This is a genomic window from Pseudomonadota bacterium, assembly GCA_016195085.1.
Lineage (GTDB): Bacteria > Pseudomonadota > Alphaproteobacteria > SHVZ01 > SHVZ01 > JACQAG01.
Genome location: JACQAG010000042.1, coordinates 88489 through 115373, shown reverse-complemented (window position 1 = coordinate 115373; position 26885 = coordinate 88489). Strand labels below are relative to the sequence as shown.

The 26885-nt window shown below is 65.4% G+C and carries 28 protein-coding genes and 1 tRNA gene; 16 read left to right on the top strand and 13 right to left on the bottom strand.

Annotation, left to right across the window (positions count from 1 at the left end):
* Positions 1-51: 51 nt before the first annotated feature.
* The 4 genes from purH to crcB form a co-directional block, all read right to left on the bottom strand.
* On the bottom strand, positions 52-1659 hold the full coding sequence (purH, locus tag HY058_13390; GenBank protein ID MBI3498292.1) for a bifunctional phosphoribosylaminoimidazolecarboxamide formyltransferase/IMP cyclohydrolase: 1608 nt from the start codon (positions 1657-1659) through the stop codon (positions 52-54).
* Between the two features lie 72 nt (positions 1660-1731).
* Entirely contained in the window at positions 1732-2772 is a 1041-nt protein-coding gene (locus HY058_13385; protein ID MBI3498291.1) for a TAXI family TRAP transporter solute-binding subunit, read from the bottom strand.
* Between the two features lie 124 nt (positions 2773-2896).
* On the bottom strand, positions 2897-4168 hold the full coding sequence (locus HY058_13380; protein MBI3498290.1) for a hydantoinase/carbamoylase family amidase: 1272 nt from the start codon (positions 4166-4168) through the stop codon (positions 2897-2899).
* Between the two features lie 64 nt (positions 4169-4232).
* Positions 4233-4616: a fluoride efflux transporter CrcB gene (gene crcB / locus HY058_13375; GenBank protein ID MBI3498289.1), complete on the bottom strand. Its 384-nt coding sequence runs from the start codon at positions 4614-4616 to the stop codon at positions 4233-4235.
* A gap of 316 nt (positions 4617-4932) precedes the next feature.
* Between crcB and HY058_13370 the strand changes: the two genes are divergently transcribed.
* Together HY058_13370 and HY058_13365 are read left to right on the top strand one after the other, a co-directional pair.
* Entirely contained in the window at positions 4933-6162 is a 1230-nt protein-coding gene (locus HY058_13370) for a cation:proton antiporter (protein ID MBI3498288.1), read from the top strand.
* 26 nt (positions 6163-6188) lie between these two features.
* Positions 6189-6551, top strand: a complete 363-nt coding sequence (locus HY058_13365; protein ID MBI3498287.1) for a DUF190 domain-containing protein — start codon at positions 6189-6191, stop codon at positions 6549-6551.
* A 26-nt stretch (positions 6552-6577) separates the two neighbouring features.
* Here the strand turns inward: HY058_13365 and HY058_13360 are convergent, their stop codons facing one another.
* On the bottom strand, positions 6578-6796 hold the full coding sequence (locus HY058_13360; GenBank protein MBI3498286.1) for a hypothetical protein: 219 nt from the start codon (positions 6794-6796) through the stop codon (positions 6578-6580).
* Complete coding sequence (locus HY058_13355; protein ID MBI3498285.1) at positions 6789-7577, bottom strand: TMEM165/GDT1 family protein; 789 nt, start codon at positions 7575-7577, stop codon at positions 6789-6791. The genes HY058_13360 and HY058_13355 overlap by 8 nt, the downstream gene beginning before the upstream one ends.
* Positions 7578-7905: 328 nt before the next feature.
* On the opposite strand from HY058_13355, the gene HY058_13350 reads away from it, so the two are divergent.
* The 7 genes from HY058_13350 (at position 7906) to lepA (ending at position 14863) form a co-directional block, all read left to right on the top strand.
* The gene (locus tag HY058_13350) at positions 7906-8334 is read left to right on the top strand and encodes a CBS domain-containing protein (protein ID MBI3498284.1); all 429 of its coding nucleotides are present in this window, start codon (positions 7906-7908) and stop codon (positions 8332-8334) included.
* A gap of 4 nt (positions 8335-8338) precedes the next feature.
* Complete coding sequence (locus HY058_13345; protein MBI3498283.1) at positions 8339-8485, top strand: hypothetical protein; 147 nt, start codon at positions 8339-8341, stop codon at positions 8483-8485.
* A 305-nt stretch (positions 8486-8790) separates the two neighbouring features.
* Positions 8791-8994: a 50S ribosomal protein L35 gene (gene rpmI, locus HY058_13340; GenBank protein ID MBI3498282.1), complete on the top strand. Its 204-nt coding sequence runs from the start codon at positions 8791-8793 to the stop codon at positions 8992-8994.
* 15 nt (positions 8995-9009) lie between these two features.
* Complete coding sequence (rplT, locus tag HY058_13335; protein MBI3498281.1) at positions 9010-9375, top strand: 50S ribosomal protein L20; 366 nt, start codon at positions 9010-9012, stop codon at positions 9373-9375.
* 77 nt (positions 9376-9452) lie between these two features.
* Positions 9453-10535, top strand: coding sequence for a phenylalanine--tRNA ligase subunit alpha (gene pheS / locus HY058_13330; protein MBI3498280.1), 1083 nt, complete (start codon positions 9453-9455; stop codon positions 10533-10535).
* On the top strand, positions 10532-12955 hold the full coding sequence (locus HY058_13325) for a phenylalanine--tRNA ligase subunit beta (protein ID MBI3498279.1): 2424 nt from the start codon (positions 10532-10534) through the stop codon (positions 12953-12955). The genes pheS and HY058_13325 overlap by 4 nt, the downstream gene beginning before the upstream one ends.
* A 105-nt stretch (positions 12956-13060) precedes the next feature.
* Positions 13061-14863 carry an elongation factor 4 gene (lepA, locus tag HY058_13320; GenBank protein ID MBI3498278.1) on the top strand — a complete coding sequence of 601 codons (1803 nt, stop codon included), beginning with the start codon at positions 13061-13063 and terminating at the stop codon, positions 14861-14863.
* A gap of 116 nt (positions 14864-14979) precedes the next feature.
* Here lepA and HY058_13315 read toward each other — a convergent pair whose 3' ends face one another.
* A complete protein-coding gene (locus HY058_13315; protein MBI3498277.1) occupies positions 14980-15306 on the bottom strand; it encodes a hypothetical protein in 327 nt (108 codons plus the stop codon).
* A 174-nt stretch (positions 15307-15480) separates the two neighbouring features.
* Between HY058_13315 and HY058_13310 the strand changes: the two genes are divergently transcribed.
* Positions 15481-15570, top strand: a tRNA-Ser gene (locus HY058_13310).
* 292 nt (positions 15571-15862) lie between these two features.
* On the opposite strand, the gene HY058_13305 is transcribed toward HY058_13310, so the two are convergent.
* The 4 genes from HY058_13305 to HY058_13290 all read right to left on the bottom strand — a co-directional run bounded on the left by HY058_13305 (position 15863) and on the right by HY058_13290 (position 17894).
* Positions 15863-16072 carry a cold-shock protein gene (locus tag HY058_13305; protein MBI3498276.1) on the bottom strand — a complete coding sequence of 70 codons (210 nt, stop codon included), beginning with the start codon at positions 16070-16072 and terminating at the stop codon, positions 15863-15865.
* A gap of 117 nt (positions 16073-16189) precedes the next feature.
* Entirely contained in the window at positions 16190-16474 is a 285-nt protein-coding gene (locus HY058_13300) for a hypothetical protein (protein ID MBI3498275.1), read from the bottom strand.
* Between the two features lie 149 nt (positions 16475-16623).
* Entirely contained in the window at positions 16624-17625 is a 1002-nt protein-coding gene (locus tag HY058_13295) for a fatty acid desaturase (protein ID MBI3498274.1), read from the bottom strand.
* Positions 17625-17894: a hypothetical protein gene (locus HY058_13290; protein MBI3498273.1), complete on the bottom strand. Its 270-nt coding sequence runs from the start codon at positions 17892-17894 to the stop codon at positions 17625-17627. Before HY058_13290 ends, HY058_13295 begins: the two co-directional genes overlap by 1 nt.
* 173 nt (positions 17895-18067) lie before the next feature.
* Between HY058_13290 and HY058_13285 the strand changes: the two genes are divergently transcribed.
* Positions 18068-18337 (top strand): hypothetical protein, encoded by a 270-nt coding sequence (locus HY058_13285; protein MBI3498272.1) that lies wholly within the window; start codon positions 18068-18070, stop codon positions 18335-18337.
* A 35-nt stretch (positions 18338-18372) separates the two neighbouring features.
* On the opposite strand, the gene HY058_13280 is transcribed toward HY058_13285, so the two are convergent.
* Positions 18373-18600 carry a hypothetical protein gene (locus HY058_13280; GenBank protein MBI3498271.1) on the bottom strand — a complete coding sequence of 76 codons (228 nt, stop codon included), beginning with the start codon at positions 18598-18600 and terminating at the stop codon, positions 18373-18375.
* A 367-nt stretch (positions 18601-18967) separates the two neighbouring features.
* On the opposite strand from HY058_13280, the gene HY058_13275 reads away from it, so the two are divergent.
* The 5 genes from HY058_13275 to HY058_13255 all read left to right on the top strand — a co-directional run bounded on the left by HY058_13275 (position 18968) and on the right by HY058_13255 (position 23485).
* Positions 18968-20047, top strand: coding sequence for an ABC transporter ATP-binding protein (locus HY058_13275; GenBank protein ID MBI3498270.1), 1080 nt, complete (start codon positions 18968-18970; stop codon positions 20045-20047).
* Between the two features lie 28 nt (positions 20048-20075).
* Positions 20076-21134: an extracellular solute-binding protein gene (locus HY058_13270; protein MBI3498269.1), complete on the top strand. Its 1059-nt coding sequence runs from the start codon at positions 20076-20078 to the stop codon at positions 21132-21134.
* 2 nt (positions 21135-21136) lie between these two features.
* The gene (locus HY058_13265; GenBank protein ID MBI3498268.1) at positions 21137-22009 is read left to right on the top strand and encodes an ABC transporter permease; all 873 of its coding nucleotides are present in this window, start codon (positions 21137-21139) and stop codon (positions 22007-22009) included.
* A complete protein-coding gene (locus HY058_13260; GenBank protein MBI3498267.1) occupies positions 22006-22809 on the top strand; it encodes an ABC transporter permease in 804 nt (267 codons plus the stop codon). The genes HY058_13265 and HY058_13260 overlap by 4 nt, the downstream gene beginning before the upstream one ends.
* A gap of 337 nt (positions 22810-23146) precedes the next feature.
* Positions 23147-23485: a hypothetical protein gene (locus HY058_13255; protein MBI3498266.1), complete on the top strand. Its 339-nt coding sequence runs from the start codon at positions 23147-23149 to the stop codon at positions 23483-23485.
* 23 nt (positions 23486-23508) lie between these two features.
* On the opposite strand, the gene HY058_13250 is transcribed toward HY058_13255, so the two are convergent.
* Positions 23509-26592, bottom strand: a complete 3084-nt coding sequence (locus HY058_13250) for an AAA family ATPase (GenBank protein MBI3498265.1) — start codon at positions 26590-26592, stop codon at positions 23509-23511.
* Between the last annotated feature and the right edge of the window lie 293 nt (positions 26593-26885).

The following is a 26885-nucleotide window of genomic DNA, read 5'->3' as shown; positions in this document are numbered from 1 at the left end:
GAGGGAGCAGGAGAGTGAGCGCGCCGCACCATTCCTCCCCCTTGCACATTCCTAATGCCGGAAGTGCCGCCTTCCGGTGAAGACCATGGCGAGGCCGCACTCTTCGGCGGCCTTGATCACCTCGTCGTCGCGCTTGGAGCCGCCGGGCTGGATGACGGCGCCGATCCCGGCATCCGCCAGCGCCAGCAGCCCGTCGGCGAAGGGAAAGAACGCATCGGAGGCGGCGACCGCACCCTGAGCCCGGCTCTTCTCCTCGCCTGCGGCCTTCGCCATCTCGCCGGCCTTCTCGGCCGCAAGGCGTGAGGAATCGACCCGGCTCATCTGCCCGGCGCCGATCCCCACCGTGACCCCGCCCTTGGCCATGACGATGGCGTTCGACTTGACGTGCTTGGCCACGGTGAAGGCGAACAAGAGATCGTCGAGCTCGGCCGCACTCGGCGCCCGCTTGGTCACCACCGCCACCTCGTCCTTCAGCGCGCGCGCCGCATCGCGCGTCTGCACCAGCACGCCGCCGGCGATCGACCTCAGCGTTACGCCCTTGCCGGCCGGATCGGGCATGCTGCCGGTCAGCAAGAGCCGGAGCTGGTTCTTGCCGGCCAGTGCCGCCAAGGCCGCCTGATCCGCCTCGGGCGCGATCACGACCTCGGCGAAGAGCTTGGCCACTAGGTTTGCGGTCGCCTCGTCCAAGGGCCGGTTGACGGCAATCACGCCGCCATAGGCGCTGACGGGATCGGCGGCGAGCGCGCGCTTGTAGGCCTCGGCCAGCGAGTCGGCGACGGCGACGCCGCAGGGATTGGCATGCTTGATGATCGCCACTGCCGGCCGCTCGAACTCGGCCACCAGCTCGAAGGCGGCATCGGTGTCGTTCAGATTGTTGTAGCTGAGCTCCTTGCCTTGCACCTGGCGGGCGTTGGCGACGCCGGGCCGGCTCTCGCCGCCGACATAGAGGGCCGCTTCCTGATGCGGATTCTCGCCGTAGCGCAGGATCTGGCGCCGCCGCCAGGTCAAGGTCAGGCGCTCGGAGAAGCTGTCCTTGCCCGAGCGCGCCATGAAGCCGGCGATCGCCGCATCGTAGCCGGCGGTATGGGCGTAGGCACGGCCTGCCAGCCAGCGCCGATAGGCGAGCGTGGTCGAGCCGTCGCGCTTGGAAAGCTCGTCCAGGAGCGAGGGATAGTCCTGGGGCTCGGTCACTACTGCGACGAAGGCATGGTTCTTCGCCGCCGAGCGGATGAGCGCCGGGCCGCCGATATCGATCTGCTCGATGCAGGCATCGAAGCCCTCGCCGGCTGCGACCGTCGCCTCGAAGGGATAGAGATTGGAGATGACGAGGTCGATCGGCTCGATGCCATGCGCCGCCATCTGCCGGCGATGCTCCTCGAGGTCGCGGCGACCGAGGATGGCGCCATGGATCTTCGGATGCAGCGTCTTCACCCGCCCATCCATCATCTCGGGAAATCCGGTGTAGTCCGCGACCTCGATCACGGCGAGACCCGCCTCGCGCATGGTCCTGGCCGAGTTGCCGGTGGATATGATCTCGATCTCGAGCTTGACCAGCGCCTGGCCGATCTCGACCAGCGCGGTCTTGTCGGAGACCGAGATGAGGGCCCGGCGGACCCGCACCAAGCTGCGTTCGGCGGCCTTGTCGGCTTTGGCAGGCATCGCCGTCATCCGTAGCCGAGGCGAGGGGGCCGGCGCAAGCGCTGGCCGCAACGGCAATCGCCGCAGAATCGCCTACTCCAAGAGCTTCGCCTCGCGGTAGTAGCGTTCGGCGCCGGGATGGAGCGGGATCGGCACGGTGGAAAGCGCGTTGCCGAGCTGAATGCGCTTGGCCTCGGGTGGACCGTTGTCGAAGACGGCACGGGTGTTCTTGTGCCAGAGCGCCTTGGCGATGCCGAAGACGGTGTCGTCGTCCACCTTCGAGGAGACGACGAACAAGGCGCCGGTGGCGATGGTGGCGACCGGCTGGCTCACACCCTTATAGGCGTCCTGGGGGATCGTCGCCTCGGTGAAGAAGGGCTGGGAGGCGCGCAAGGCGTCGATCTCCGGGCCGGCGATCGGCACCAGGCGCACCGGCAGGCGCTGGGCCAGCTCGGCGATGTCGGCCGTGGGCACGCCGCCGACCTGGAACAAGGCATCGAGCTCGCCCGCCAGCATGCGATCCAGGGATTCGCCCACGCGCAGATAGCTCGGCTGCAGGGACGCTTCCTCGATGCGAAAGGCTCTCAGCACCATCTGCGCATCGACGAGCGTGCCCGAGCCGGGCTCGCCCAGGGACACGCGCTTGCCGCGGAGATCGGCCACCGTGTTGATCGGGCTGTCGGCGCGCACCACCAGATGGACGAAATCGGCGTAGAGATTGGCCACGGCGCGCAGCTCATGAATGGCGCCGGCCGGCGTATAGAGGCCGGCGCCGTAATAGGCCCAGAAGGCGATGTCCGCCTGGGTCAAGCCGCCATCGAGCTGGCCCTTGCCGATCTTCTCGACATTCTCCACCGAACCGGCGGTGGCCTGCGCCACCGCGATGAGGCCGGGCACGCCGCAGCTGCCGCCGCGCTCGCACTCGCGGCTGCCGGGGGGATTGGAGATGGCGCCGGCCAAGAGGCCGCCGATGGCGAAATTGGCGCCGCCGATGGGGCCGGTGCCGATGCGGAAGAAGCGGATGTCCTGGGCCGAGACGGCAAGCGCCGGGAGCCAGAGGGCAGCGAGGACGAGAAGAAGCCTTGCCCGGACCCGAGGCCTCTTGCCTGCGCTCGCCCTATTCGCGCCTGCCATCAGGAGGAGCCCCGTGATCGCTGTCCGGCATGATCAGACCATGTGAACCACTCTAACAGATTATTTGCCGATGGCATCCTCGGTGGGGCGATCGAGAGGCGATTTTCCGCTAGCGATCCCGCTCTCAATCGGGACGGTTGGCGAGCTCGACCAAGACCTCGGCCAGCACCCGGGCGCCGGCGGCGAGGTCGGACGGTGCGGCGTTCTCGATCTCGCTATGGCTGATCCCCTTCTCGCAGGGCACGAAGATCATGCCGGTCGGGCAGCAGCGATTGAGATAGATCGAGTCGTGGCCCGCGCCTGAGAGCATGCGCATCGCCGGCAATTTGAGGCGCCGGGCCGCGGCTTCGACCAGGTCCGGCACCAGGCCGGAGAAGTGTACCGGCTTGGTGGCCGAAGTCTGCTCGACCTTGACCCCGCAAGGCCCCTTCGCCGCTTCGCAGATCCGGGCCACACCGTCGCCCAGACGGTCCAGGACCGAAGGCTCGGGGTGGCGGAAGTCGACGGTGAAGATGACGCGGCCGGGAATGACCGCGGGTGCATTGGGCGTCACCACGAAGCGCCCGATGGTGAAGCGCACCACGTCTTCGGGGTCATGGAAATGCCGCTCGAGCGCGGCGGCCATGCGGATGGCGGCGAGGAACGCATCCTTGCGCAACGCCCGCTTGACCGTGCCGGCATGCCCGTCCTCGCCGGTGACCTCGATGAGGAAACGGCGGGCGCCCTGGATGACGGTGACGATGCCGATGGTCTTCCCCACCGCTTCCAGCTCCGGTCCCTGCTCGATATGCGCCTCGACGAAGGCCGAGAGCGGGAATCCAAGCGCGCGGTCGGCCGCCATCGGCACCGCGCGCCTGGTCTCTTCGATCGCGGTCGCGACGCTGACGCCGTCATAGTCCTTGGCGGCGAGCGCATCGGCCAAGGGTGTGGCGCCGGCGAACACGCTGGAGCCGAGGCAGCCCAGCTGAAACCTGGATCCGCCCTCCTCGCTGGTCCACACCGCCGCTTCGATCGGCCGACGGGTCTTGATGCCCGCGCGCTCGATCGCCTCCATCGCTTCCAAGGCCGCCAGCACCCCATAGATGCCGTCGAACTTGCCGCCGGAGGGCTGGGTGTCGGTGTGCGAGCCGCTCACCACCGGCAGCGCCGTCGCCTCGCTCCCCTCGCGGCGCACGAAGAAATTGCCGATGGGGTCGATGGCGCTGGTGAAGCCGATTGCCGCACCCCATTCGGCTAGGAGCGCCCGGGCCCGGTTGTCGTCGGAGGTGAGGGCCGGACGCCGGACCCCGCCCTTGGGCGTGGCGCCCAGCTTCGCCATCTCCATGTGCCGGCGCCAGAGCCGCGCCTCGTCCACCAGGGCGGCGGCGCGTCCTTCGAGCTCAGTCGCGGAGTCCATCGTCACCTCCTCGATCACACTCGAGCATCATGGACGCTACACCGCCAGCGTCAACCGGCAGCAGCTAGCGGTTGATGGCTTGGCCGGCGACATGGCCGAGCCACACGGCGACCAGGCACAGCACGACCGAATAGAGAATATTGGCGCCGGCATAGAGCCATTCGCCGTCGCGCACGAGGTTGAGCGTCTGCAGGCTGAAGGAAGAAAATGTCGTATAGCCGCCGCAGATTCCGACCATGACGAAGATACGCAGGGAGGGATCGAGAATGAAGCGCCCCTCCGGCAGCCCGAGGGCGCCGAAGAGGCCGATGACGAAAGAGCCGGTCACGTTGACGATGATGGTGCCCCAGGGGAAGGTTTCGCCGAACTGGGAGGCGATGAACCCCGAAGCCCAATAGCGCGCCGTGCCCCCCAAGGCGCTGCCGAGCGCCACCCAGAGATAGTTCATGTCCTTCCGACTCTCCGCTGCCGCCGTCCTCTGCCGGCATCGCCTACTTGATCACGATCGCAGCCGAAGCCGCTAGCCATCTGCATCGGCCGGCGGTCGAGAGCCAGGGCGCGCAACCGAGCTTCCTAGGGCCGTCTGGAAATCCCAACCGCAGGATGCTAAGTCTTGGCGTGATGGATGGGGATGGAGTTCCCCGATAACTGCCTAGAGAGGCTGATGACTCCTACCGCGCAAGATGGCGGAGGGAGGTCGATGACGACCCGCCAAGCCGGCGGGTTTTTTGTGGCCCGCCGCCCGAAACGGATGTGAGGTCACCATGACTCAGATTTGGACCCAGGCTGCGCTGTGGCTCGGGCTGGCGCTCGTAGCGACGCTCATATCCATTTGGCTCAGGATCGCGACCGCGCTTTCCGAGATCGTCGTCGGCACCATCGCGCAGCTCATCATCGGGGCGGCGATCGGCGCCGCCATCCTCGGCACGGACGAGACCTGGATCAGATTCCTCTCCGGGACCGGAGCCATCGTGCTCACTTTCCTCGCCGGCGCCGAGCTGGACCCGGTTGTGTTCCGAGCGCGCTGGAAGGAGGCCGGGGCTATCGGCTTCATCAGCTTCCTTGCACCCTTCCTCGGCTGCACGGCGGCCGCGCGCTACCTCCTCGGCTGGGATCCGATAGCGAGCTGGCTCGCCGGTGTGGCCATGTCCACGACCTCGGTCGCCGTGGTGTACGCGGTCATGCTCGAATTCGGCTTCAACGCCACCGACTATGGCAAGGTCGTGCTGGCGGCATGCTTCATCACCGATCTCGGCACGGTGCTGGCGCTCGGCCTCATCTTCGCCCCGTTCACGCTGAGGACGTTGATCTTCCTTGCCGCCGTCATCGCCGCGCTGGCGATCCTGCCGTGGTTCACCACGGAGTTCTTCCGGCGCTACGGCGGCCGCCCCTCCGAGCTCGAAACCAAATACCTCTTGCTGCTGCTGTTTGGACTGGGGGCGCTGGCGACCTGGGCCGACAGCGAGGCGGTGCTGCCGTCTTATCTCATCGGCATGATCCTCGCCGGCAGCGTCGGCAAGGACCATATCCTGATCCGCAGGCTCCGGACCTTGTGCTTCGGCTTCCTGACGCCGTTCTACTTCATCCGCGCCGGCTCGTTCGTCTCCCTGCCGGCTCTGATCGCGGCACCTTCTGCCTTCCTGGTGATGCTGGTCGTCAAGCTCGCGACCAAGTTCGTCGGCGTCTATCCGACCGCGCGGGCTTTCGGATCGCCTCGCCAGGAGGGCATCTACACGACTTTGATGATGTCGACCGGGCTTACCTTCGGCACGATCTCCTCGCTCTTCGGCCTCGCGCACGGCATCATCGACCAATCGCAATATTCGGCCTTGGTCGCAGCGGTGGTCGCCAGCGCCGTCGCACCGACGCTGATTGCCAATGCCTTCTATTTGCCGAGGCATCTGCTGCCGGCTGGCGTCGAGGATGAAGCGGCTTCTTTGCCGACTGCGGCGACGGCGACAGCAACGGCCGAGCTCGGACAAAAAGCGGATTAGCGCCGGCACCTTCCCGGGAGGAAACGATGCAGATTCCCAAGGACGCGGTCTTGCTCAGGATCTTCTTCGGCGAGAACGATCGCTTCGAGCATCAGCCCCTCTACGAAGCCATCGTGCTGAAGGCGCGCGAGGTGCATCTCGCCGGTGCCACCGTGCTGCGCGGGCCGATGGGCTTCGGCCATTCCAGCCGGCTCCATACCGCGAAGATCATGCGGCTATCCTACGACCTGCCGATCGTCGTCGAGATCGTCGACACCGAGGCCAAGATCAGGGGATTCCTGCCGGTCCTCGACCGGATGATGCAGAGCGGGCTGGTCACCTTGGAGAAGGTGCAGGTGCTGCAATACGGCAAGGAAGGGCTGAAGGAGCGCGCCGGCCTCGCCTCCTAGGGTTTGGCCAACGGCCGGACTTCGGATCAACCCTTCCGACGGCGCTGCGCCGTGCGGCGCACATTCTCGATGAGGATGGCAAGGCAGCCGAGAAACAGGATCGCCGCCATCGCCTCGGCGCCGAGCGGGGCTCTTGGCGCCAGCAGCCCGACCACGGCGAGCCACACGAGCAAGCCCACGGCGAGGCTGCCATCGTCGACGAAGAGACCGAGGAGCTCGCTGAGCCCGGCCAAGAGGCTAGCCATGGCGGGCGCTCCCCGAACCCAGGGTTCGCGCCTCCGGCTCGGCCGGCGCCGAGACGATGCGCCGGGCGAGCGCCACCGAGCCCAGCGCCACCGCCAGCAGGACCAGCGCCAGGACCGGGATGACGAGATCGTCGCCGGGCCAGGAGAGGCCCATTCCCTCGCCGACCCAGAACGTGCCGAAGGCGGAGATCAGCACGCCGACGGCGAATTTAAGGGTGTTCTCCGGGATCCGTGCCAAGGGCCGCGCCAGCATGATGCCGACGACGACCACCAGCAGGCAGGCGGCCAAGGCGCCGAGGCTGGCGGGCACGAGCAGCTGGCCGAAGGCGCCGACCGCAATCACGATGAACACCACCTCGAGCCCTTCCAGCATAGTGGCCTTGAAGGTGGTGACCACGGCCACCGCATCCCAGCCGGCGATCCGGCGCACGCGCTCGGCGCGCAGGAGGCTGGTCTCCTCGGCATAGGCCGCATCCTCGTCATGGAGGGCCACGATGCCGGAAGCCCGCAAGATCGCCTTGCGCAACCAGCGCATGCCGAAGAGGAGCAGCAAGGTGCCGACCAGGAGCTGCAGGAGCGACAGCGGCACCGAGGACAAGGCCGGACCCAAGAGCAGCACGATGAGGGCGAGCGCCGCGAGGCCGCCGGCCGCACCCAGGAGCGCCGGCGGCCAGCCGCGCACGGTGCCGACCGCCAAGACGATGGTGAGCGCCTCCACCGCCTCCACCAGCGAGCCTAGAAAGGCGGTCGCCACCGCCGGCCCGACGCTCAGCCAATCCATCGTTGCCTCCGCTATGCTGCTTGGCCGCCGCCGCCCGCAGCCACTATCAAAGACGATAAAGACATGACGAAGTTGCCGGTTGCCGGCAAGATCGACGATCCGTCGACCTTCCGCCACTGACATCAAGCCGCACTTGCAAGCTCCGGGGGAAATTCAAGTTGCGGAGGAGACCGAAAAGTGGTGCGGTCTCCGTCGGTGCGGCCGTCCAGACCGTCCAACGGGGGAATCCCGGTTGGCATGAAACCGAAAAGCCCTTGATTTGGGTTAATGCTCGAAGGGCCGAGTCGGATCCCAATTTATAAAGACAGATCCTTCCGGGAGTTGGCCAATGACGACGGTCAAACAGCTGCTCGATCAGAAAGGTCACAAGATTCATTCAATCCACAAGGGCGCCACGGTGTTGGATGCCATCAGGAAAATGGCGGACAACGACGTGGGCTCATTGTTGGTGATGGAGGGAGACAAGCTCATCGGCCTCGTCACCGAGAGACACTATGCTCGGAATGTGTTCCTGAAAGGGAAGTCCTCCCCGACGACGATGGTCGAAGAGATAATGCAAACTCATGTCCTCGTTGCGCGGCCAGAACAAACCGTTGAAGAATGCATGGCCGTCATGACCAAGAATCGCGTGCGTCATCTTCCCGTGGCTGATGGGTCGAAAATCGGCGGCATCGTTTCAATCGGCGATCTGGTCAACAGCATCATCGCCGATCAGAAATTTGTCATCGATCAGCTTGAGCACTATATCCGCAATTAGACGTATGACGGCGAGCCGGCCGTCTACGGTCGGCTCGGGCCAGGCGACGGAAGCCGAGCTTGTCCACCCGGACCGGCTGCACATGAGCCAATGGGGCTATCGCTGCCTCGCTCGGCAGCTCGTGGGCGCGATCGAGGCGGCGCTCGGTTGAGATACGCCCCTCTGTGTCGCTTCGGGGACTTTGGGGAGGTCAGCCCAACGCCCAAGCGAATGCCCCGGGCGGGCGCCAATACCCCGGGTTCCGGCCCGGTTTTGTTGCCCCAAGCCCGGTCTCCAGGCTTGCCTTAAGCCCGTCCCGCCGCTATAACCCTGCGCTCCGTCGCGACCGGGCTCATAAATCGGGCATGCCTGGCCGATGTGTTGCGGCTCTCCGGGGAGGTCCCGGAGGGGGTGGTCCCCACCCCCTCCGACAAGTCCACCCCCAGGCCGCCTCCAACCCCAGAGAAAGGGTTTGAAATGCCCAAGATGAAGACCAAGAGCGGCGCCAAGAAGCGCTTCTCGATGACCGGCACTGGCAAGATCAAGCTCAACCCGTCGCGCAAGCGCCATGGGCTCAGCAATCGCCCCCAGAAAATGAAGCGCCAGGCGCGCGGACCGGAAGTGATGAGCGAGCGCGACATGCCGCGCGTGCGCAAGTTCTTCCTGCCCAACGGCCTATAGCCGGGAGAAGCTGCCATGGCACGCGTCAAACGGGGTGTGACCGCCCACGCACGGCACAAGAAGGTCCTGAAGCTGGCCGAGGGGTTCCGCGGCCGCAATGCGACCAACTATCGGATCGCGCTGGAAAAGGTTGAGAAGGCGCTGCGCTATGCCTATCGCGACCGGCGCAACCGCAAGCGCGACTTCCGCGCGCTGTGGATCCAACGGATCAATGCCGGGGTTCGCGCCCATGGCTTGACCTATTCGAAGTTCATGGCGGGCCTGAAGCAGGCCGGCATCGAGCTCGACCGCAAGGTGCTCTCGGATTTGGCGATCCGCGAGCCGGCCTCGTTTAAGAGCTTGGTGGAACAGGCCCAGGCCGCTCTCGCCCAACCCGCCTAGCCGGCGGATCCTTCGAGCAAGCGACGAGAGGGGCCGCCTCACCGGGTGGCCCCTTTTTCGTGACGAGGATCATGGAGATGAAGCAACAGGTGGAAGAAGCCAAAGCCGAGCTCTTGGCCATGGTGGCCGAGGCCGGCGGGCTCGATGCCCTGGAGGCGGTCCGGGTGGCCGCCCTTGGCCGCAAGGGCCGCATCACCCAGCTGATGAAAGGCCTGGGCGGGCTCGAGCCCGATGCCAGGCGCGAAGCGGGCCAGGCCTTGAACGAGCTCAAGGACCAGATCGCCGAGGCGCTGGCCAAGCGCCAGGCCGCCCTTCACGGCCAGGCGCTGCAATCGAAGCTGGCCCAGGAGCGCGTCGATGTGAGCCTGCCCGCTCGCCCGGCTTCGATCGGGCGGCTGCATCCCTTGAGCCAGACCCTGGAGGAGCTCATCCAGATCTTCGGCGCCATGGGCTTCACCGTTGCCGAAGGTCCGGATATCGACGACGACTTCCATAATTTCACCGCGCTCAACATCGGCCCGCATCATCCCGCCCGGCAGATGATGGACACCTTCTATCTGCCGCCGAACAAGGTGGACGGCCCGCCGATGGTGCTGCGCACCCACACCTCTACGGTGCAGATCCGCACCATGACCACGGTGAAGCCGCCCATTCGCATCATCGTGCCGGGCCGGGTCTATCGCAGCGATTCCGATGCCACCCACTCGCCCATGTTCCACCAGGTCGAGGGCCTGGTCCTGGACGAGTCGACGCATCTCGGCCATTTGAAGGGCTGCCTCACCGATTTCCTCCGCGCCTTCTTCGCCATGGAGGATTTGCCGGTGCGCTTCCGGCCGAGCTACTTCCCCTTCACCGAGCCCTCGGCGGAGGTGGATATCGGCTGCTCGCGCAAGGGCGGCGAGCTCAAGCTCGGAGCCGGCGGCGACTGGCTGGAGATCCTGGGCTCGGGCATGGTGCATCCGAAGGTGATCGCCAATTGCGGGCTCGACCCCGCGCGCTATCAGGGCTTCGCCTTCGGCATGGGGATCGACCGCATCGCCATGCTGAAATACGGCATCCCCGACATCCGCAGCTTCTTCGATGCCGATCTCCGCTGGCTCAGGCAATACGGCTTCGTGCCTTTGGATCCACCCAGCGTTCCCGGGGGGCTGGCCAGATGAAGTTCACGCTTGCCTGGCTCAAGGCCCATCTCGAGACCAAGGAAACCGCAACCAGCATCGCCGACGCGCTGACCCGGCTCGGCCTCGAGGTCGAGGGAGTGGAGGACCGCGCCGCCAAGCTCGCGGCCTTCACCGTCGGCCATGTGATCGAGGCGAAGCCGCATCCCAATGCCGACCGGCTCCGGGTCTGCCTGGTCGACACCGGCCGGGACAAGGTGCAGGTGGTGTGCGGCGCGCCCAATGCCCGCACCGGCATGAAGGGCGTGTTCGCGCGCGCGGGCACGGTCATTCCCGCCACGGGGCAAGTGCTGAAGGCCGGCGTGATCCGCGGCGAGGCCTCCGACGGCATGCTGTGCTCGGCCTATGAGATGGGCCTGTCGGAGGATCACGAAGGCATCATCGACCTCCCGGCAGATGCGCTCGTGGGCGAGCCCTTCGCCAAGTTTCTGGGCCTGGATGATCCGGTGTTCGAGGTCGCGGTCACGCCCAACCGCGCCGACTGCCTCGCGGTCCGCGGCATCGCCCGGGATCTGGCGGCGGCCGGGCTCGGGATCTTGAAGCCCATCGATCTCGCCCCACCGGCCGTCGGCTCGAGGGAGGGCGGCTTCATGAGCCCCGTGCAATGGCGCATCGATCCCGCGGCTCTCGGCGGCTGCCCCTTGGTGGTCGGCCGCCTGGTGCGTGGGCTGAAGAACCGGCCGAGCCCGCGCTGGATGCAGGAACGGCTGACCGCCATCGGTCTCCGCCCGATCTCGGCCCTGGTGGACATCACCAACTTCGTCACTTTCGATCTCGGCCGGCCGCTGCATGTGTTCGATGCCGATAAGCTCGAGGGCGGCGACCTCACCATGCGGATGGCGCGGGCAGGCGAGCGCATGGCCGCCCTCAACGGCAAGACCTATGAGCTCGATCCATCGATGGTGGTGATCGCCGACCGCCGGACCGTGCAGGGGATCGCCGGGGTCATGGGCGGCGAGGCATCGGGCTGCACCGAGACCACCACCTCGGTCTTCATCGAATCCGCCTATTTCGATCCGATCCAGGTGGCGCAAACCGGACGCAAGCTCAATCTCCTCTCCGATGCCCGCTATCGCTTCGAGCGCGGCGTCGATCCGACCTCGCCCTTCTGGGGTGCCGACATCGCCGCCAAGCTCGCGGTCGAGCTCTGCGGCGGCGAGGCGAGCGAGCGGAGCGTTGCCGGCGCCGAGCCGAGCTGGCGCCGCAGCCTCGGCCTCCGCGTCGGGCGCGTGCAGAGCCTGGGCGGCATCGAGGTGCCGGCTGAGGAATGCCGGAGCATCCTTCGCTCCCTCGGTTTCACCGTCAAAGGCGAGGGCGAGGATCTCACCGCCGAGCCGCCGTCATGGCGCGCCGACGTGGAGGGCGAGGCGGATCTCGTGGAAGAGGTCGTGCGGGTCCACGGTCTCGATCGCGTGGCACCCGTCTCCTTGGCCCCGCCTTCGGTGATCCCGCCGCCGGCGATCAGCATCCAGCAGCGCCGGGCCATCGTCGCCAAGCGCGCCTTGGCCGGCCGCGGCTTCATGGAGGCGGTCACCTTCTCCTTCATGCCCGCGGCTGCGGCACGGCTCTTCGAGGGTGCGGGCGCGGCGCTCACGCTCATCAATCCCATCAGCGCCGATCTCGACGTGATGCGGCCTTCGATCCTGCCGAACCTGCTGGCGGCGGCGAAGCGCAACCTCGACCGGGGCTTGGGCGGGAGCCAGGGCGATCCGGCCTTGTTCGAGGTCGGCCCGCAATACGCCGACAGCACGCCCATGGGCCAGGCGCTCATCGCCGCCGCGATCCGCGTGGGCCACGTGGGTCCGCGCCATTGGCAAGTACCGCAGCGCGCGGCGGACGCCTTCGATGCCAAAGCGGACGCGCTCGCAGTCTTGGAGGCGGTCGGCGCGCCGGTGGAGAATCTGCAGGTCTCGACCGATGCGCCCGGCTGGTACCATCCGGGGCAGTCGGGGGCACTCCGGCTCGGGCCCACGGTGCTGGCCTGGTTCGGCATGCTGCATCCCAGCATCATCGAGGCCTTCGATTTGAAGGGGAAGGCGGCCGCGATCGAAGTCTTCCTGGCGAAAGTGCCGACGCCGCGTGGGCGCGGCACGGCGCGGCCGGTCTTGAAGCTGTCGGCGTTCCAGCCGGTGGAGCGCGACTTCGCCTTCGTGCTCGATGCCGCGGTCGCCGCCGATCAGGTGGTGCGCGCGGCCAAGGGGGCCGAGAAGGGCCTCATCAGCGATGTGCGCGTCTTCGACCTCTATGAAGGCGACCGCCTTGGACCCGGCAAGAAGTCGCTGGCCTTGTCGGTGGTGCTGCAGCCGACCGGGGCGACCTTGACCGAAGATGAGATCGAGGCGGTGGCGGCGAAGATCGTCGCCGCGGTGGCCAAGTCGACCGGCGGGGTCTTGCGGACATGATAGACGGATTGCTTTCGACCCACGGGATGAGGGCCTCATGCCGAGCTTGTCGAAGCATGAGGCCGGTTGCGGTCGCTTGTCTCCGACCCTACCTGTCATGAGCCGATGACCGACCTCGCGCATATCCGCAACTTCGCCATCATTGCCCATATCGATCACGGCAAGTCGACGCTCGCCGACCGGCTGATCGAGCGCTGCGGGGCGGTGACCTCGCGGGAGATGCGCGAGCAGATCCTCGATTCCATGGACATCGAGCGCGAGCGCGGCATCACCATCAAGGCGCAGACCGTCAGGCTCGCCTACAAGGCCCGGAACGGCGAGGACTATGAGATCAACCTCATGGACACGCCGGGCCATGTGGATTTCGGCTACGAGGTCAGCCGCAGCCTGGCCGCCTGCGAGGGCTCGATCCTGGTGGTGGATGCAACCCAAGGGGTGGAGGCGCAGACCCTCGCCAATGTCTACAAGGCGATCGATGCCAATCACGAGATCGTGCCGGTCCTGAACAAGATCGACCTGCCCGCCTCCGAGCCCGAGCGGATCAAGCAGCAGATCGAGGACGTGATCGGGCTCGATGCCTCGAACGCACTGTTGATCTCGGCCAAGACCGGCGTCGGCATCGACGACGTCTTGGAGGCGATCGTGCATCGGCTGCCGGCGCCGACCGGCGATGCCTCGGGGCCGTTGAAGGCGCTCCTGGTCGATAGCTGGTACGACAGCTATCTCGGCGTCGTGGCCCTGGTCAGGGTCAAGGACGGCACGCTTAAGACCGGCATGAAGGTCCGCATGATGGCGACCGGTGCGGCCCATCAGCTGGACCGTGTCGGCATCTTCTGCCCGAAGCTGCAGCCGACCGACATGCTGGGGCCGGGCGAGATCGGCTTCATCACCGCGGCAATCAAGACCGTGGCCGATTGCCGCGTCGGCGACACCCTGACCGAGGATCGTCGCCCGGCCGAGGCACCGCTGCCCGGCTTCAAGCCGAGCGTGCCGGTGGTGTTCTGCGGCCTCTTCCCGGTGGATGCCGCGGACTATGAGAATCTCCGCGACAGTCTGGCCAAGCTCCGTCTCAACGATGCGAGCTTCGCCTTCGAGCCGGAGACCTCGGTTGCCTTGGGCTTCGGCTATCGCTGCGGCTTTCTCGGGCTGCTGCATCTGGAGATCATCCAGGAGCGGTTGCACCGCGAGTTCAACCTCGACCTCATCTCCACCGCGCCCAGCGTCGTCTATCGAGTCAATTTGAACGACGGCATCACGCTCGAGCTGCACAACCCCACCGACATGCCCGATCCCGTGCGCATCCGCTCGATCGAGGAGCCGTGGATCAAGGCCACCATCTTCGTGCCGGACGAGTATCTCGGCTCGATCCTGACCTTGTGCACCGACCGCCGCGGCCAGCAGATCGACCTCACCTATGTCGGCAACCGCGCCATGGTGGTCTATCGCCTCCCCTTGAACGAGGTGGTGTTCGACTTCTACGACCGGCTGAAGTCGGTCAGCCGCGGCTATGCCAGCTTCGACTATCAGATCGACGGCTACCAGGAGGGCGACCTCGTCAAGCTGTCGATCCTCGTCAATGCCGAGCCGGTGGATGCGCTCGCCATGATCGTGCACAAGAACCAGGCCGATGCCCGCGGCCGGGCGCTGTGCGAGCGCTTGAAGGACCTGATCCCGCGCCAGCTGTTCAAGATCGCGATCCAAGCCTCGATCGGCAGCCGCATCATCGCGCGCGAAACGGTGAGCGCCTTGCGCAAGGACGTGCTCGCCAAATGCTATGGCGGCGACGTCAGCCGCAAGCGGAAGCTCCTGGACAAGCAGAAGGAAGGCAAGAAGCGGATGCGCCAGTTCGGCAAGGTCGAGATCCCGCAATCCGCCTTCTTGGCCGCCCTCAAGATGGGCGACGGCTAGGATGTCCCAGGATGGGAGTGCCTAAGGGATGGGACCGCGGGACGAAGGCAACCACTTGATTTTGCAGCAATAATTTTTAGGCCGCGGAGCATCCCCGGTCCCGGCGCCGGTGGCGCTCAATCGAAGATGCGGCCGCGCCGCCGGCGCTCGCGCCGGCCCCGGGTCAACAGCAAGAGGATAGCCCCCGGCAGGCCCAAAACCAGGGCCGCCGGCTGCAGCAGGACATAGTTGGTCACCACCGGATCCCAAAGCCAGGGCGAGAGGTAGCGCTGGGTTATCGCTTGGACGAGGTTGAGGCTGCCGCGGTCGAGCCGATACCAAAGCTCGCCGGTGGCAAGGAAGCGGAATTCTCCGGTCCAGCCCCAATCCCAAGCGCCCACCGCAAGCAGCGCCAGAGCGAAGATGACAAGAAGCCAACCGAGGAGCCGGAAGATCCGCCGCACGCATCCTCCCCAGCCGGTCCCGAACGGGCCGGCATTTCTGGGTAATCTATAGCACAGATTAGGAAATTCGGTTCAGGGATGGGTTAACGCGGGGGCGCAGGGAGAGAACCGGGCGGCGGTGGCGAGCGAGCGTTGCACCGGCCCGCTCACTTCGGTAGGTTCCGCGGTCTTGACGGAGAGATGGCCGAGTGGCTTAAGGCGCACGCTTGGAAAGCGTGTGTACGGGAAACCGTACCGTGGGTTCGAATCCCACTCTCTCCGCCAGCCTTCAGCTCCTGCGGAGTTACGGCTGGCGTGCCAGCCGGAAGCGGCCTGCCCACCGTAGCCTTGGCGAAAGCGGTGGCGCGCTTAGTTACTGCTATCTTCACGACAACGTCGCCCCTGCGGTGCTCCGGCTGGCAAGCCAGCCGGAGCGGAGCAGGAACGAAGGCTGCCCGCCGAGGTCCCCCATTGCCTTGGCGAAGGGGGGGCGACGACAGGCTCCCATGCGTCTGCCTCCTCGATCGCGCCCTTCCGTCATCCGGTCATCGGATGCCGGTGCCGCATCAAGGCTTGCTCAGACCGCCTTCAAATTCTCTGCGGAGGATTTGCCGCGCTTGGGGTCGCGCTGCTCCTCGTAGGAGATTTTCTGGCCCTCATTGAGCCCGCCCAGGCCAGCGCGCTCCACCGCCGAGATATGGACGAAGACATCCTGTCCACCGCCATCCGGCTGAATGAACCCAAATCCCTTGGTGCTATTGAACCATTTAACTGTGCCGACCGGCATTCTTGATCTCCGAAAGTTGGATGACGCCACAACGGGAGTGCATGGCAGGCCGCAGACTAGCGGAAATGTTGCCTTCTGTCCCATTAATGCCGGCCCGGCGGCATCGGGCGGACCGATCTATGCGAGATCGCCATATTGGAGGGATCGGATCGCGAGCCTTACCCGCCGCCAAAACGAGGCGCCGTCGTTCTCCGAGGCGTCGGCATGGAGCTTGGTCCGCTGTTCGGCCTCGTCGACGGCTTCCGCCGGCCCAAAGCGGTCGACGAACTCGCGGGCGACGGCGAGGACATGCTGGACATCTTCCATAGGAGATAGTGGCACGGTTTCAGCGACAAGGCGGAAACGAATCCGTGGCTTTCCAAGGAAACCTTGCTCCGGTCCACGGGGCTGGGCGGTCGCCATGCGCGCAAACGTTCCCTCGCCCGATGGCATCGCGGTGCGGGAAGAATACTGTGACCGTTGACCTCATTCATACCAAGGGTGCGCTCCAACGCCAGGACGACCATCAATGGGTTGTAAACGGCACGCCCCGCTCGGGAGCTCCCGAGCGGCTAGAACGCATGCCCGCGTAGGTCGGCGAAGCTCACGAGCTTCTGGCGATCTTCGTCCCACAGCGCCAGCGCGGGGCTCAGCAATGCCGAGCGCAGCGTCAGGATCGGGGTCGCGCGCAACTCCGGGATGCCGTCATGGCATTCCTGCAAGCGGTAGTTCGGCACGCGCGGGTTCAAGTGGTGCACGTGATGAAAGCCGATATTGCCGCTGAACCACTGGAGCAGCTTCGGCAGGCGAAGGTATGAGGAGCCCCTGAGCGACGCGCTGGTGGTGCTCCACTCGGGTTGGCGCGCCCACAGCGCATGCTCGAAGCGGTGCTGCACGGAAAACAGCCACACCCCGATGATCGAAGCCAGCGCCATCACCGGCACTTGCACGAGCAGCACCTGCCGGAATCCAAGCTCGAGGCCGAGCGCGATGCCGACGGCGCCGATCGCAAGATCCGTCCAGTAGACCGAGCGGCGATCGCGTTTCCAAGTCTTCGGCGTGTCGAACGGGACGCGATAGAGCAGCAGGAAGACGAGCGGCGGCAGGACCAGATTTGATATCGCGCGATGCCGTGTCAGGCGATAGAGCCAGCGATGCCGCCAGGTCAGCGCCCGATATTCCCCCACGGTGAGGCAGGTCGAGTAGATATCGCTCCCCGCCAGCCGTAGATCGAGATTGTTCCAGCTCCGGTGATGGCCGGCGTGCTGACGGCGCCAATTCCTGTAGGGCGTCAACGTCATGACGCTGCAGATCGCGCCCACGAGGTCGTTGAGGCGCCTGGTCTTGAAGAATGCGCCGTGGCCGCAATCATGCTGGATGATGAAGATGCGGACCAGGAATCCGGCGGCGGGCACCGACAAGGCGAGGGTGAGGGCGTAGGAGATGTCCAGCGCGCGATACATGAGGGCGCAGGCGAGGACGAACAGTCCGATCGAAGTCGCAAGCTGCTGCAGGCTGGCCCGCGGGTCGCTTTGCTGATAGTCGGCAACCCGCGCCTTCAAATGGCCATCCATTAGGTCTTGGCGGCCTCGTGCTCCGCCACCGGCTGGCGGGCGCCGGCGATCGAGCGCAGCACCGAGGCGCGGAGCGAGTCGGCGTCGAAGCCGGCGGCATCGCAGGTCCAGCGAAAATCGCGCCCATTGTCGTGGAACCAGGTGCGGGCTTCATCCTGCGCCCGCCGGCGGCTGCGCGGATCGCCGACCGCGGCGATGCTGCCGGCCGCGTCCTCATAGGCTCGGTGAATGACGGCACACCATAGTTGTTGCTCGGAACGCGATTCCATCGACCCCCCAGCTCTACACAGGAGCAGTAGCACGCCCCCCCATGCCGCGTCTGGTCTATTCAGGAGAAAACCTAGGTTCTGCTCGGTCGGCGAACGATGACAATGGCTTGAGGGCGCCGGACCGGATCGCGTCTCGGTTTGATCGGCCATGCCCAATTGGCTAACATTGCTCCATGGTCGTACGAGAAATCGAGTTCGGGGATTTGCCGCCCAGCCCGGGCTTCGTCGAGCGCGCGTTGGCGATCATGGGCTTGGAGTATCGTGCCAGCGTTCGCGGGCCCTCGCGCCTGAACGGCAAGGTCACCGGCTGCTTCGTCAGGTTCGAGTCCGAAGCCGACGCGGATAAATTCCTGAAGGCCTGGAGCGGCTTTCTCGAGCTTAGGAAGACCGGCCCGCTGGCGGGCTTCGGGCCGGCCTTTTCGCCTGTTCCGCCAAAGCCATAGAATCGGCCCGGAGCAGCGGCTCGCCGAGCTAGCCCCTAAGTCCGATCCCGCCAGAGCGACCGCGCCAGCACCAGCCACTTGCCGAGGATGCGGCCCTTGAAGTCTGCCTGCCCATGGCTTTGGGCAAGCGGCATTCTGCCGTCGCCCTCATGCTCCCGAGCCCTGGTGCGCATCGCGGCTCGGACGGCGCCAAGGTCGAGGGCTGTCGGCGCTTTCAAGGCATTGATGGTGGGCGGAGCGAAACGGGCGTAGCGACACGTCATGACGCGACCCCCTTCTAAGGTGCTTCAGCATGCATGGAGAAAAGAGGCGGCGCTGTGACCTATGTCACAGATGCTGCTGATGACCAGCACGCGCGAAAGCGCCATCCCCTGCGCGGGAATTTATCGCTCCCAATACAATTCCGGGGGTCGGATTTAGGAGGGAGTGGTCCCCGTCGGGGACGGCCGCGCCGGATCCTGCCGGCGCGGCGTTGGGGACGGAAGGACCCGTCCCCAACCGTCCCGACCCTCCTCGAGGCTCCCCCGGACGGCGGCCTGTATTTCTTAGGAGAAATGCGGGGCTAGTCCCTCGGCCAATGTCGGATAAACTTCCGGGCGGCCTTGGTCGGATTTTTTGAAAAGGCGGCGGATGGTCCCGGCGCTCGAGCTGCAGGAAGTGGTGCGGCGGTTCGGCTCGGTCACCGCGGTCGATCGGGTCAGCTTGCGCGTGGCGCCGGGCGAGTTGATGGCGCTTTTGGGACCAAGCGGCTGCGGCAAGACGACGACCCTGCGCATGGTCGCGGGCTTCGAAGAGCCGGACGCAGGCCACGTGCTGATCCAAGGTGCGGAGGTCACCGAGGATCCGCCCTACAAGCGCGACACCGGCATGGTCTTCCAGCAATACGCGCTGTTCCCGCATATGACGGTTTGGCAGAACGTGGCCTTCGGCCTGCGCATGCGGGGCGTGCCGAAGGACGACTGGCAAGCTCGGGTCGGCGAGGCCTTGGCTCTGGTATCGCTGGCCGGCCTCGAGGTGCGCTATCCGAGGCAGCTCTCCGGCGGCCAGCAGCAGCGCGTGGCGCTGGCGCGCGTGCTGGTCATCCGCCCGCAGCTGCTGCTGCTCGACGAACCCTTGAGCTCGCTCGACGCCAAGCTGCGCCAGGAGATGCGCCTCGAGCTGAAGGCGATTCAGCGCCGCGTCGGCATCACCGCTCTCTTCGTCACCCATGACCAGGAGGAGGCGCTGTCGATGGCCGACCGGCTGGCGGTGATGAACCACGGCCGCATCGAGCAGGTGGGAACGCCGGTGGAGATCTATGAGCGGCCGCGGACCCTGTTCGTCGCCGGATTCATCGGGCAGAGCAATTTCTTCGCCGGACGGATCGTCGATCCAGGAACCGGCGACGGTGCGGCCGTGCTGGAGAACGCCGAGGGAAGGCGTCTCCATGCCGGCAATCCCCTGGGCCTTGCCGGCGGCAGCCAGGCCGTGCTCTCGGTCAAGGATCAACGCACCCGTCTCAGCCCATCGCCGGCGCCGGGCCATGCCTTCGCCGCCACCGTCGAGTCCGTCGCCTATCTCGGCACCGCTATCCAGTATGTGTGCCGCAGCAACGGGCAGGCGGTGATGGCGCTCGTGAGCAACGACGGACAGAGCGCGGTTCTCAGTCCCGAAACCAATGTATGGATCGATTGGCAGCCGCGCGACGCCGTCTTGCTGCCGGAAACTTGAACGCTCGAACAAGAAGGGAGAGTGGCTCATGTCTCGCTCGAACCAAAAGAGGATCGCCAGGCGCACCTTCCTCAAGGCCTCCGCCGCGCTCGCCGGCATGCTCGCCGCCCCGCGGCTGGCCTTCGCGCAACTGCGGCAACTGTCGATCATGATCAATGCCGGCCAGTACCAGGATACGCTGACGCGTCTCGTCATCGAGCCGTTTCAGAAGAAGTTCAACGCCAAGGTGCTGGTGACGCCGGGAAGCAGCGTGGAGATGCTGGCGAAGCTCCGCGCCGAGAAGGCCAGCCCCAGCGTCGATCTGGTGGTGATCGCCGAGGCCGTCGCCGTCACCGGGCGGGCCGAAGGCATCTTCGAGAAGATGGACCGCGCGAAGATCGCCAACATGAAGGATGTCGATCCAAAGGCGCTCAATCCCGACGGCTTCGGCTTCGCCTCGCTCTACGCCACTGCCGGCATTCTCTACAACACCGAGAAGGTGAAGCCCGCGCCGAAGACTTGGAAGGACATGTGGAACCCCGCCTACAAGGGCGGCATCATGGGGTTGCACGACACCGCCGGCACCACCGGCGTGCAGTTCCTGGTGCAGGCGGCACGTATGAATGGCGGCTCGGAGAGCAATATCGAGCCGGGATTCAAGGCGCTGGCGGAGCTGAAGAAGATGGGTGCCTTCGTCCATTCAGGAAAACCAGCGGAGATCACCAACCTGTTCCTGACCGACGCCATGCTGCTCAGCCCCGGCATCGAGAACAGCTTCGCCAAGACCTTCGCCGAGAAGGACAAGCGCTACAGCTTCGTGCTCCCCGAGGACGGCTTCTTTCCGATCCCCTACACGGTCGAGATCGTCACCAAACGCAAGGGCGGCGACCTCGTCTATGACTTCATGAACATGCAGGTCGACGCCGAGGCGCAGAAGGGTTTCATGGAGTCGATCCTGATGACGCCGGTCAACAACAAGGTCGCGATCCCGAAAGAGCTCGCGGGCCTGGTGCCCACGCCCGACAAGGCGCTGGTGTTCAACTGGGCGATCATCGCCCAGAACCGCGCCGCCTGGCAGGAGCGGTTCAACAAGGAGATCGCCGCCTAGCCTTGGCGCACCCCGCCGCCAAGCGACGAGCGGCCGGCATCGCGCTCGCGCTGCCGTCCGCCGTCGCTCTCGGCCTCTTTTGCGTGGCGCCGCTGCTCTATCTCGGCCGCTACAGCCTCTTTGTCTACGATCCGGCCGATCCGCTCGCCCGCGGGGTCACGCTCGCCAGCTACATACGGTTCCTGACCGATTCCTACTATCTCGGCGTGCTGGCGCAGACGCTCGCCATCGCGTTCTCCGTCACCCTTGCGGCGTTGGTCCTGGGATTTCCCGTCGCCTACGGGCTGGCGCGGCAGAAGTCGCGCTGGCGGGCGGTCTGCCTGGTGCTGATCATCAGCCCGCTCTATGTGAGCGCGGTCGTGCGCGCCTATGGCTGGCTGGTGATCCTCGGCGACGGCGGCCTCATCAACAATCTCCTGATCTGGCTCGGCGTCGTCCAGCGCCCGATCCGCATGATGTTCACGTCCTGGGCGGTGGTCGTGGCGCTGACCGAGGTGGCGTTGCCCTTCATGATCCTGACCTTGGCCTCGACCTTGCAGAAGATCGACCCGATGCTGGAGGAGGCGGCGGCCAATCTCGGTGCCCGGCCCTGGCGCGTGTTCAAGGAGGTGATTTTGCCCTTGAGCATGCCGGGGATCATCGCCGGCTCGATGCTGGTCTTCATCCTCGCCGCCGGATCCTATGCGACGCCGGCGCTGATCGGCGGCAGGCGCGTGAAGATGCTGGTGACCGAGGTCTATCAGCAGATGACCGCGATCTACAACTGGCCCTTCGGGGCCGCGGTGTCGTTCATCCTCCTGATCCTGACCCTGCTCTGCGTGGCGGGCTTCAGCCGGGCGCTGAGCGATCGCTGGCGCATCGAGGCCGGGCGATGACGCGGGGGCGGCGGCTCTTCCTCGCGGCCAACGTCGCGATCTACGCCTTCATCCTGTCGGCGGTGGTGTTCGTCATCCTGCTGTCGTTCAGCCCATCGGGCATCTTCCGCATGCCGCCCGAAGGCGTCTCGCTGGTCTGGTATCGCAAGATGCTCGCCTATGAGCCGTTCTGGGACGCCATGACCCTGAGCTTGATCGTGGCTGTCGGTGCGACCGCGACGGCGATGCTCCTGGGCCTGCCCGCGGCACTGGCGCTGGTGCGCTACCGCTTTCCCGGACGCGATCTCCTGGCCGCCATGCTGATGGCGCCTATCGTCGTTCCGGCGATCATCCTCGGCGTCGGGCTGCTCATGCTCTACACGCAATTCTTCATCGAGAATTTCGACCTCGCCATCAACGGCACGGTGATCGGCCTCCTGATCGGCCATGCCATCGTCTGCCTGCCCTGGATCGTGCGCGTGCTCATCGCCGGCCTGCAGGGGCTGGAGCGCGACGTCGAGGAGGCGGCGATGAATCTGGGAGCACGGCCGCTCTCCGTGTTCTGGCACGTGACCCTGCCGCTCCTGCGCCCGGCGATGCTTGCCGCCGGCATCTTCGCCTTCATCGCATCCTTCGGGAATCTGGAGATCTCGCTGATGCTGAGCGTGCCCGGCACCAGCACCTTGCCGGTGGTGATCCTGATCTACCTCGACAACTACAACGACCCGTCGGTCGCGGCGCTCTCGACCTTGATGATCCTCGGCACCGCCGGGGTGATCGTGCTGGCCGATCGCTGGTTCGGGCTGGCGAAGCTGGTGTGAGGCGAGCCAGGGCGTAAGCGACCCGCGACCTCCACTCTCAAGACTGATGCGTTTCACCAATGGCGGGCATTGAACCGCATAGCCCGCGTCCGGCGACAGCACGCCATACAGCAGACCAACAATGGCGCCTACGACGGCTCTTTGCCCAAGGCGGTACTCATTGCAATTGCCGCGTGGGGCGATCCTGTCAGGCTGCTACACATCTGTGCCGCGCATGGACGTTTGTGACTGCTTTTGCAGCAACTGCTATTCACTATTGGCGGTGGATGCTATTGTTCACCACTCAACATTTTGGGGTGCGGGCACGACTTCAACGACATAGGGAGGGGGTAGGCCAATGGTTGAGTCTCGATCCGGAGTGATGATTACAAAACTGTTCGAGAATGACTCCGTGCGGGTTGAGAAGATCGCATTGAAGGCCGGTGCACGCACCGGCTTCCACGGGGATGGCATTCCCTACACCATGATCGCCTGCACTCCTGGGAGAACAGTCAGGTTCGATGAACAAGGGAAGTTCCTCGAATTGCTGTATTTGGAGCCAGGCTTGCAGTGGCGAAGAAGCGCCAGCTTCGCTCATGATGTCATGAACGTCTCCGATGGCGACGTTTTTATGCTCAAGGTCTTCGATAAACGGGCCGTTCGGAAGAAGAAGGCATCGCGAGGCAAGCGGCCGTAGCGCATCGCGTCGGACAGTCCTTTTCAAGCTATCGCGCGATTACGGACTTCTGCGGCTCGTTGCTGCCATAGCGGCATTTGCAGCTGGTCGAGCTCCACGCATGCCGTCTCGGCATAACGCCGAGCCTCGGCTCCGTCGCCGAGATCGAGCATGCAGTAGGCAAGCTCGACCGCGCAAATAGCCGCCAGGGGACGCATCGATGATCTGCGTGCCAGATTTTCGGCCCTAAGCATTGCGCTGCATGCCTTGTCGGCATCCCCCATCACCTCTCGAAAGAGGCGGCCGCGAAAACAAAGCGTCCAAGCCAACGAGCCGCGCTCCCGCTGCTGCTCGGCAAGACGTACCGCTTGCTCGGAAATCGCCAGTGCCGCCGGCCCGTCATTGAGCTTGGACCGACACTCGGCGAGAAACGCGAGGCGCAGCGGCTGTTGCGACAACACGCCGATGGCGCTTGCCTGGGTTACGCCCCGGTCGAGCCATTCCGCCGCGGCGGGTATGTTGCGTGCCAAGAGTTGCGCAAAGCCGAGGAATCCGGCCGTGACGGTCGACATCGTGACGTTTCGCAGCTTCGAAAAGCGTGCATGGGCGTCGGTCAACACATGGACCGCCCGACGCGGCTCGCCGCGCAAGAGAACGCAATATCCGAGCGACAGCCTTGTCATCGCCTCTGCGAATGTTTGCCCCGTCTCGTCGGCGACTCTTCTGATCTCCTCGGCGTGCGCCAAGGCTGAATCGAACTGGCCGACCTCCGCCAGCGATCGCACCAGATAGCTTCCTGCAAGGATGAACAGCGGCGCGTTGAGTCCGAACCGCTCCTGCCGCTCGGTGTCGACGAGATCAAGCAATCGCCCGAGTCGCCGGTTGGCTTCCGCATAGAACCCGAGATCCATAAGGACGAGCGCGTGGTGATATTGCGCAGGTATCGCTATTGGTCGGCTTCGACCCCGGGCTAGTCGCAGCGCGCGGCGCCCGTGCGTCAGAGCGCGCCGACAATCTCCGCTCGTCCAGAATGCGTGGGTCAGATAGGAGGCCAACTTGGCGCTCCTGTCGATGTCTCCGAATTCCGCCGTGATCGCCTCAGCATCCGCCAACGTCTTCAGGATCTTGCTTACCTCGCCCACAAGGAGGAGCGCGTTACGGAGGTCGAAGCATAGGTCGATCCGCAGCCTGTTACGATCGATCCCCGGCGGAGCGAGCGAGCACACCTGCAAGGCATCCTCCAGGAGCTGTGCCGCCTCCCGGTTGGAGGAGCGCGCATAGGCGATGCCGGCCGCCTGGCGCAGGTAGACGGCGCACTTGTCCCACACTTCGCCCCGGCGGGCGTGCTCGGCCAGGCGTTCAGCAACTTCCGCTGTGCGCGCTTCGTAGAGCTGCTCCATTGCCGCGAGGATCTGGCGGTGGAGCGTCCGACGCTCGCTGCGCAACAGCCCCGCATAGGCCACCTCTTCAATGAGGGGATGCTTGAAAAAATATTCATCCCCGGAGCCGGCTTGGGACTGGACGATGAACCCTCCGAAGACGAGCGGGTCGAGCAGAGAAGGCCAATTGGACTTGCCCAATACGATCTCTAGGAGCGTCGTGCTGAAGTTCGCGCCGATCACCGAAGCGCACTGCAAGAGCCGCTTGTCGGCTGGAGGGAGCTGATCGATGCGCGAGGAGAGCATCGACTGTATGGTGTGCGAGATTTTCACCCGCTCGAGCGGCGCGGAAAGAATGGTGCGTCCATCGGCTGTTACCAGGGCGCCGCTGTCAGCGATCGATCGCACGCTTTCTTCAATAAAGAGCGGGTTTCCGGCGCTTCGCGTGAGAACAAGTCGCTGGACCCCGGCGAGGCTTGGGTCGGTTCCGAGCAATGCCTCGATGAGTGCCCGCGCGTCATGGAAGGGCAAGGTCTCAATCGAAATCTCGTGCGCCCGCAATTGGCCTCGCCAGGGATTGCGGCATTCCGGACGGAAATTCGTGAGAATCAGAATCGGCGTGTTGGGGAGAGCTTGAACAAGCCGGTCGAGCAGCACGACGGTATCGTCAGACGCCCATTGGAGATCTTGCACGACGACGGCCATTGGACGCGTCAGCGCTGCGGGAGCGAGCAACGTGGGCAGCACGTTGCGCACGGAATCGCGCCGGAGCGGCGGGTCGAGGCCGTGCCAATCAAGATCCCCCTCCGCAAGCCCGAGAATGGACAGTATGGCTGCAGTCGTATGCGCATCCTGCGGAGCCGAGGAGCGTTCGATGCCGATCGCTGGACGGATCGCTTCAGCGGAATGCCCGTCGCGAATCCCGTAGAACGATCTCAAGAGCGCAGCCACCGGCGCAAGGTTGGTCGTCGCCCCGTGCATCGTGCAGTACGCCTCGACGATCCGCCAGTTGCGCCTGCGGAGGTCGGTGACGATCTCATGGACAAGACGCGACTTGCCGGTGCCAGGCTCTCCGACTATTGCCCACAGCTCGCCCGCGCCGACGGCCACTCTGTCTGCGGCGGCCAGCAACGCGCCCGCTTCCCGGTCTCTGCCCACGAATGGGCTCAAGCCGCGACTGATTGACAGTTCGAACGGCGTTGCAACCACATCCGCAGCGAGCGGTTCGAATATCTCGATTGGATCCACCAGACCCTTCACATGGATCGATCCGAGCGAACGCATCCTGATGAAGCCCGCGACTTGCCGTGCCGTCTCGGCGGAGATGCGGATGGTACCCGCGGGCGCGAGCGCCAGTATTCGAGCGGCGACATGCACGGTGCGACCAACCGCGTCGTACTCAGTGTGAATGTCCGTGGATACGGAGTGAACGACGACCTCGCCGGAATCCAGGCCGATATGCATTCGAATGCGCGCGCCATAGATGGGTTCCAACCGATGGTTCAGCTCGTCCAAGGCCCGCAGGATCTGGAGTGCCGCGGTCGTCGCCTTTACCGCGTGCTGCTCCAGCGAGGCCGGCGCGCCGAACAGCGCCATCACGCCGTCACCGAGGACGCGATTGATCGTCCCGCCATGGCTATGAACGACCGCGGTGACCGCTTCGATGGTGCGGTCGAAGATTGCGCGAGCATCCTCGGGGTCGCTGTCCTGAATCATGGCGAGCGAGCCGGCGATGTCGGCGAACAGCACCGTTACATGCTTGCGCTCGCCGGATTTGCCTCTGGCGCCCTCCGTGTCCACCTCGGGAAGGACGAGAAAGGCTCCGCACGCAACGCAGTGCCGGAATCGACGAAGATTGCTGGACCCGCAGTGCCGGCACCGCGTTAGACCGGCGCCACATCGGCTGCAAACGTCTTCTGCCCCCGGCGGGTTCTCGTTGCCACATGCTGGACACTGCATCTGCCGGCTGAGGGCATTGTCCATGATTTCAGCATTGTAGAACCTCGAAACGGACATTGCACGGTCTGCAAAATGAGGAATGG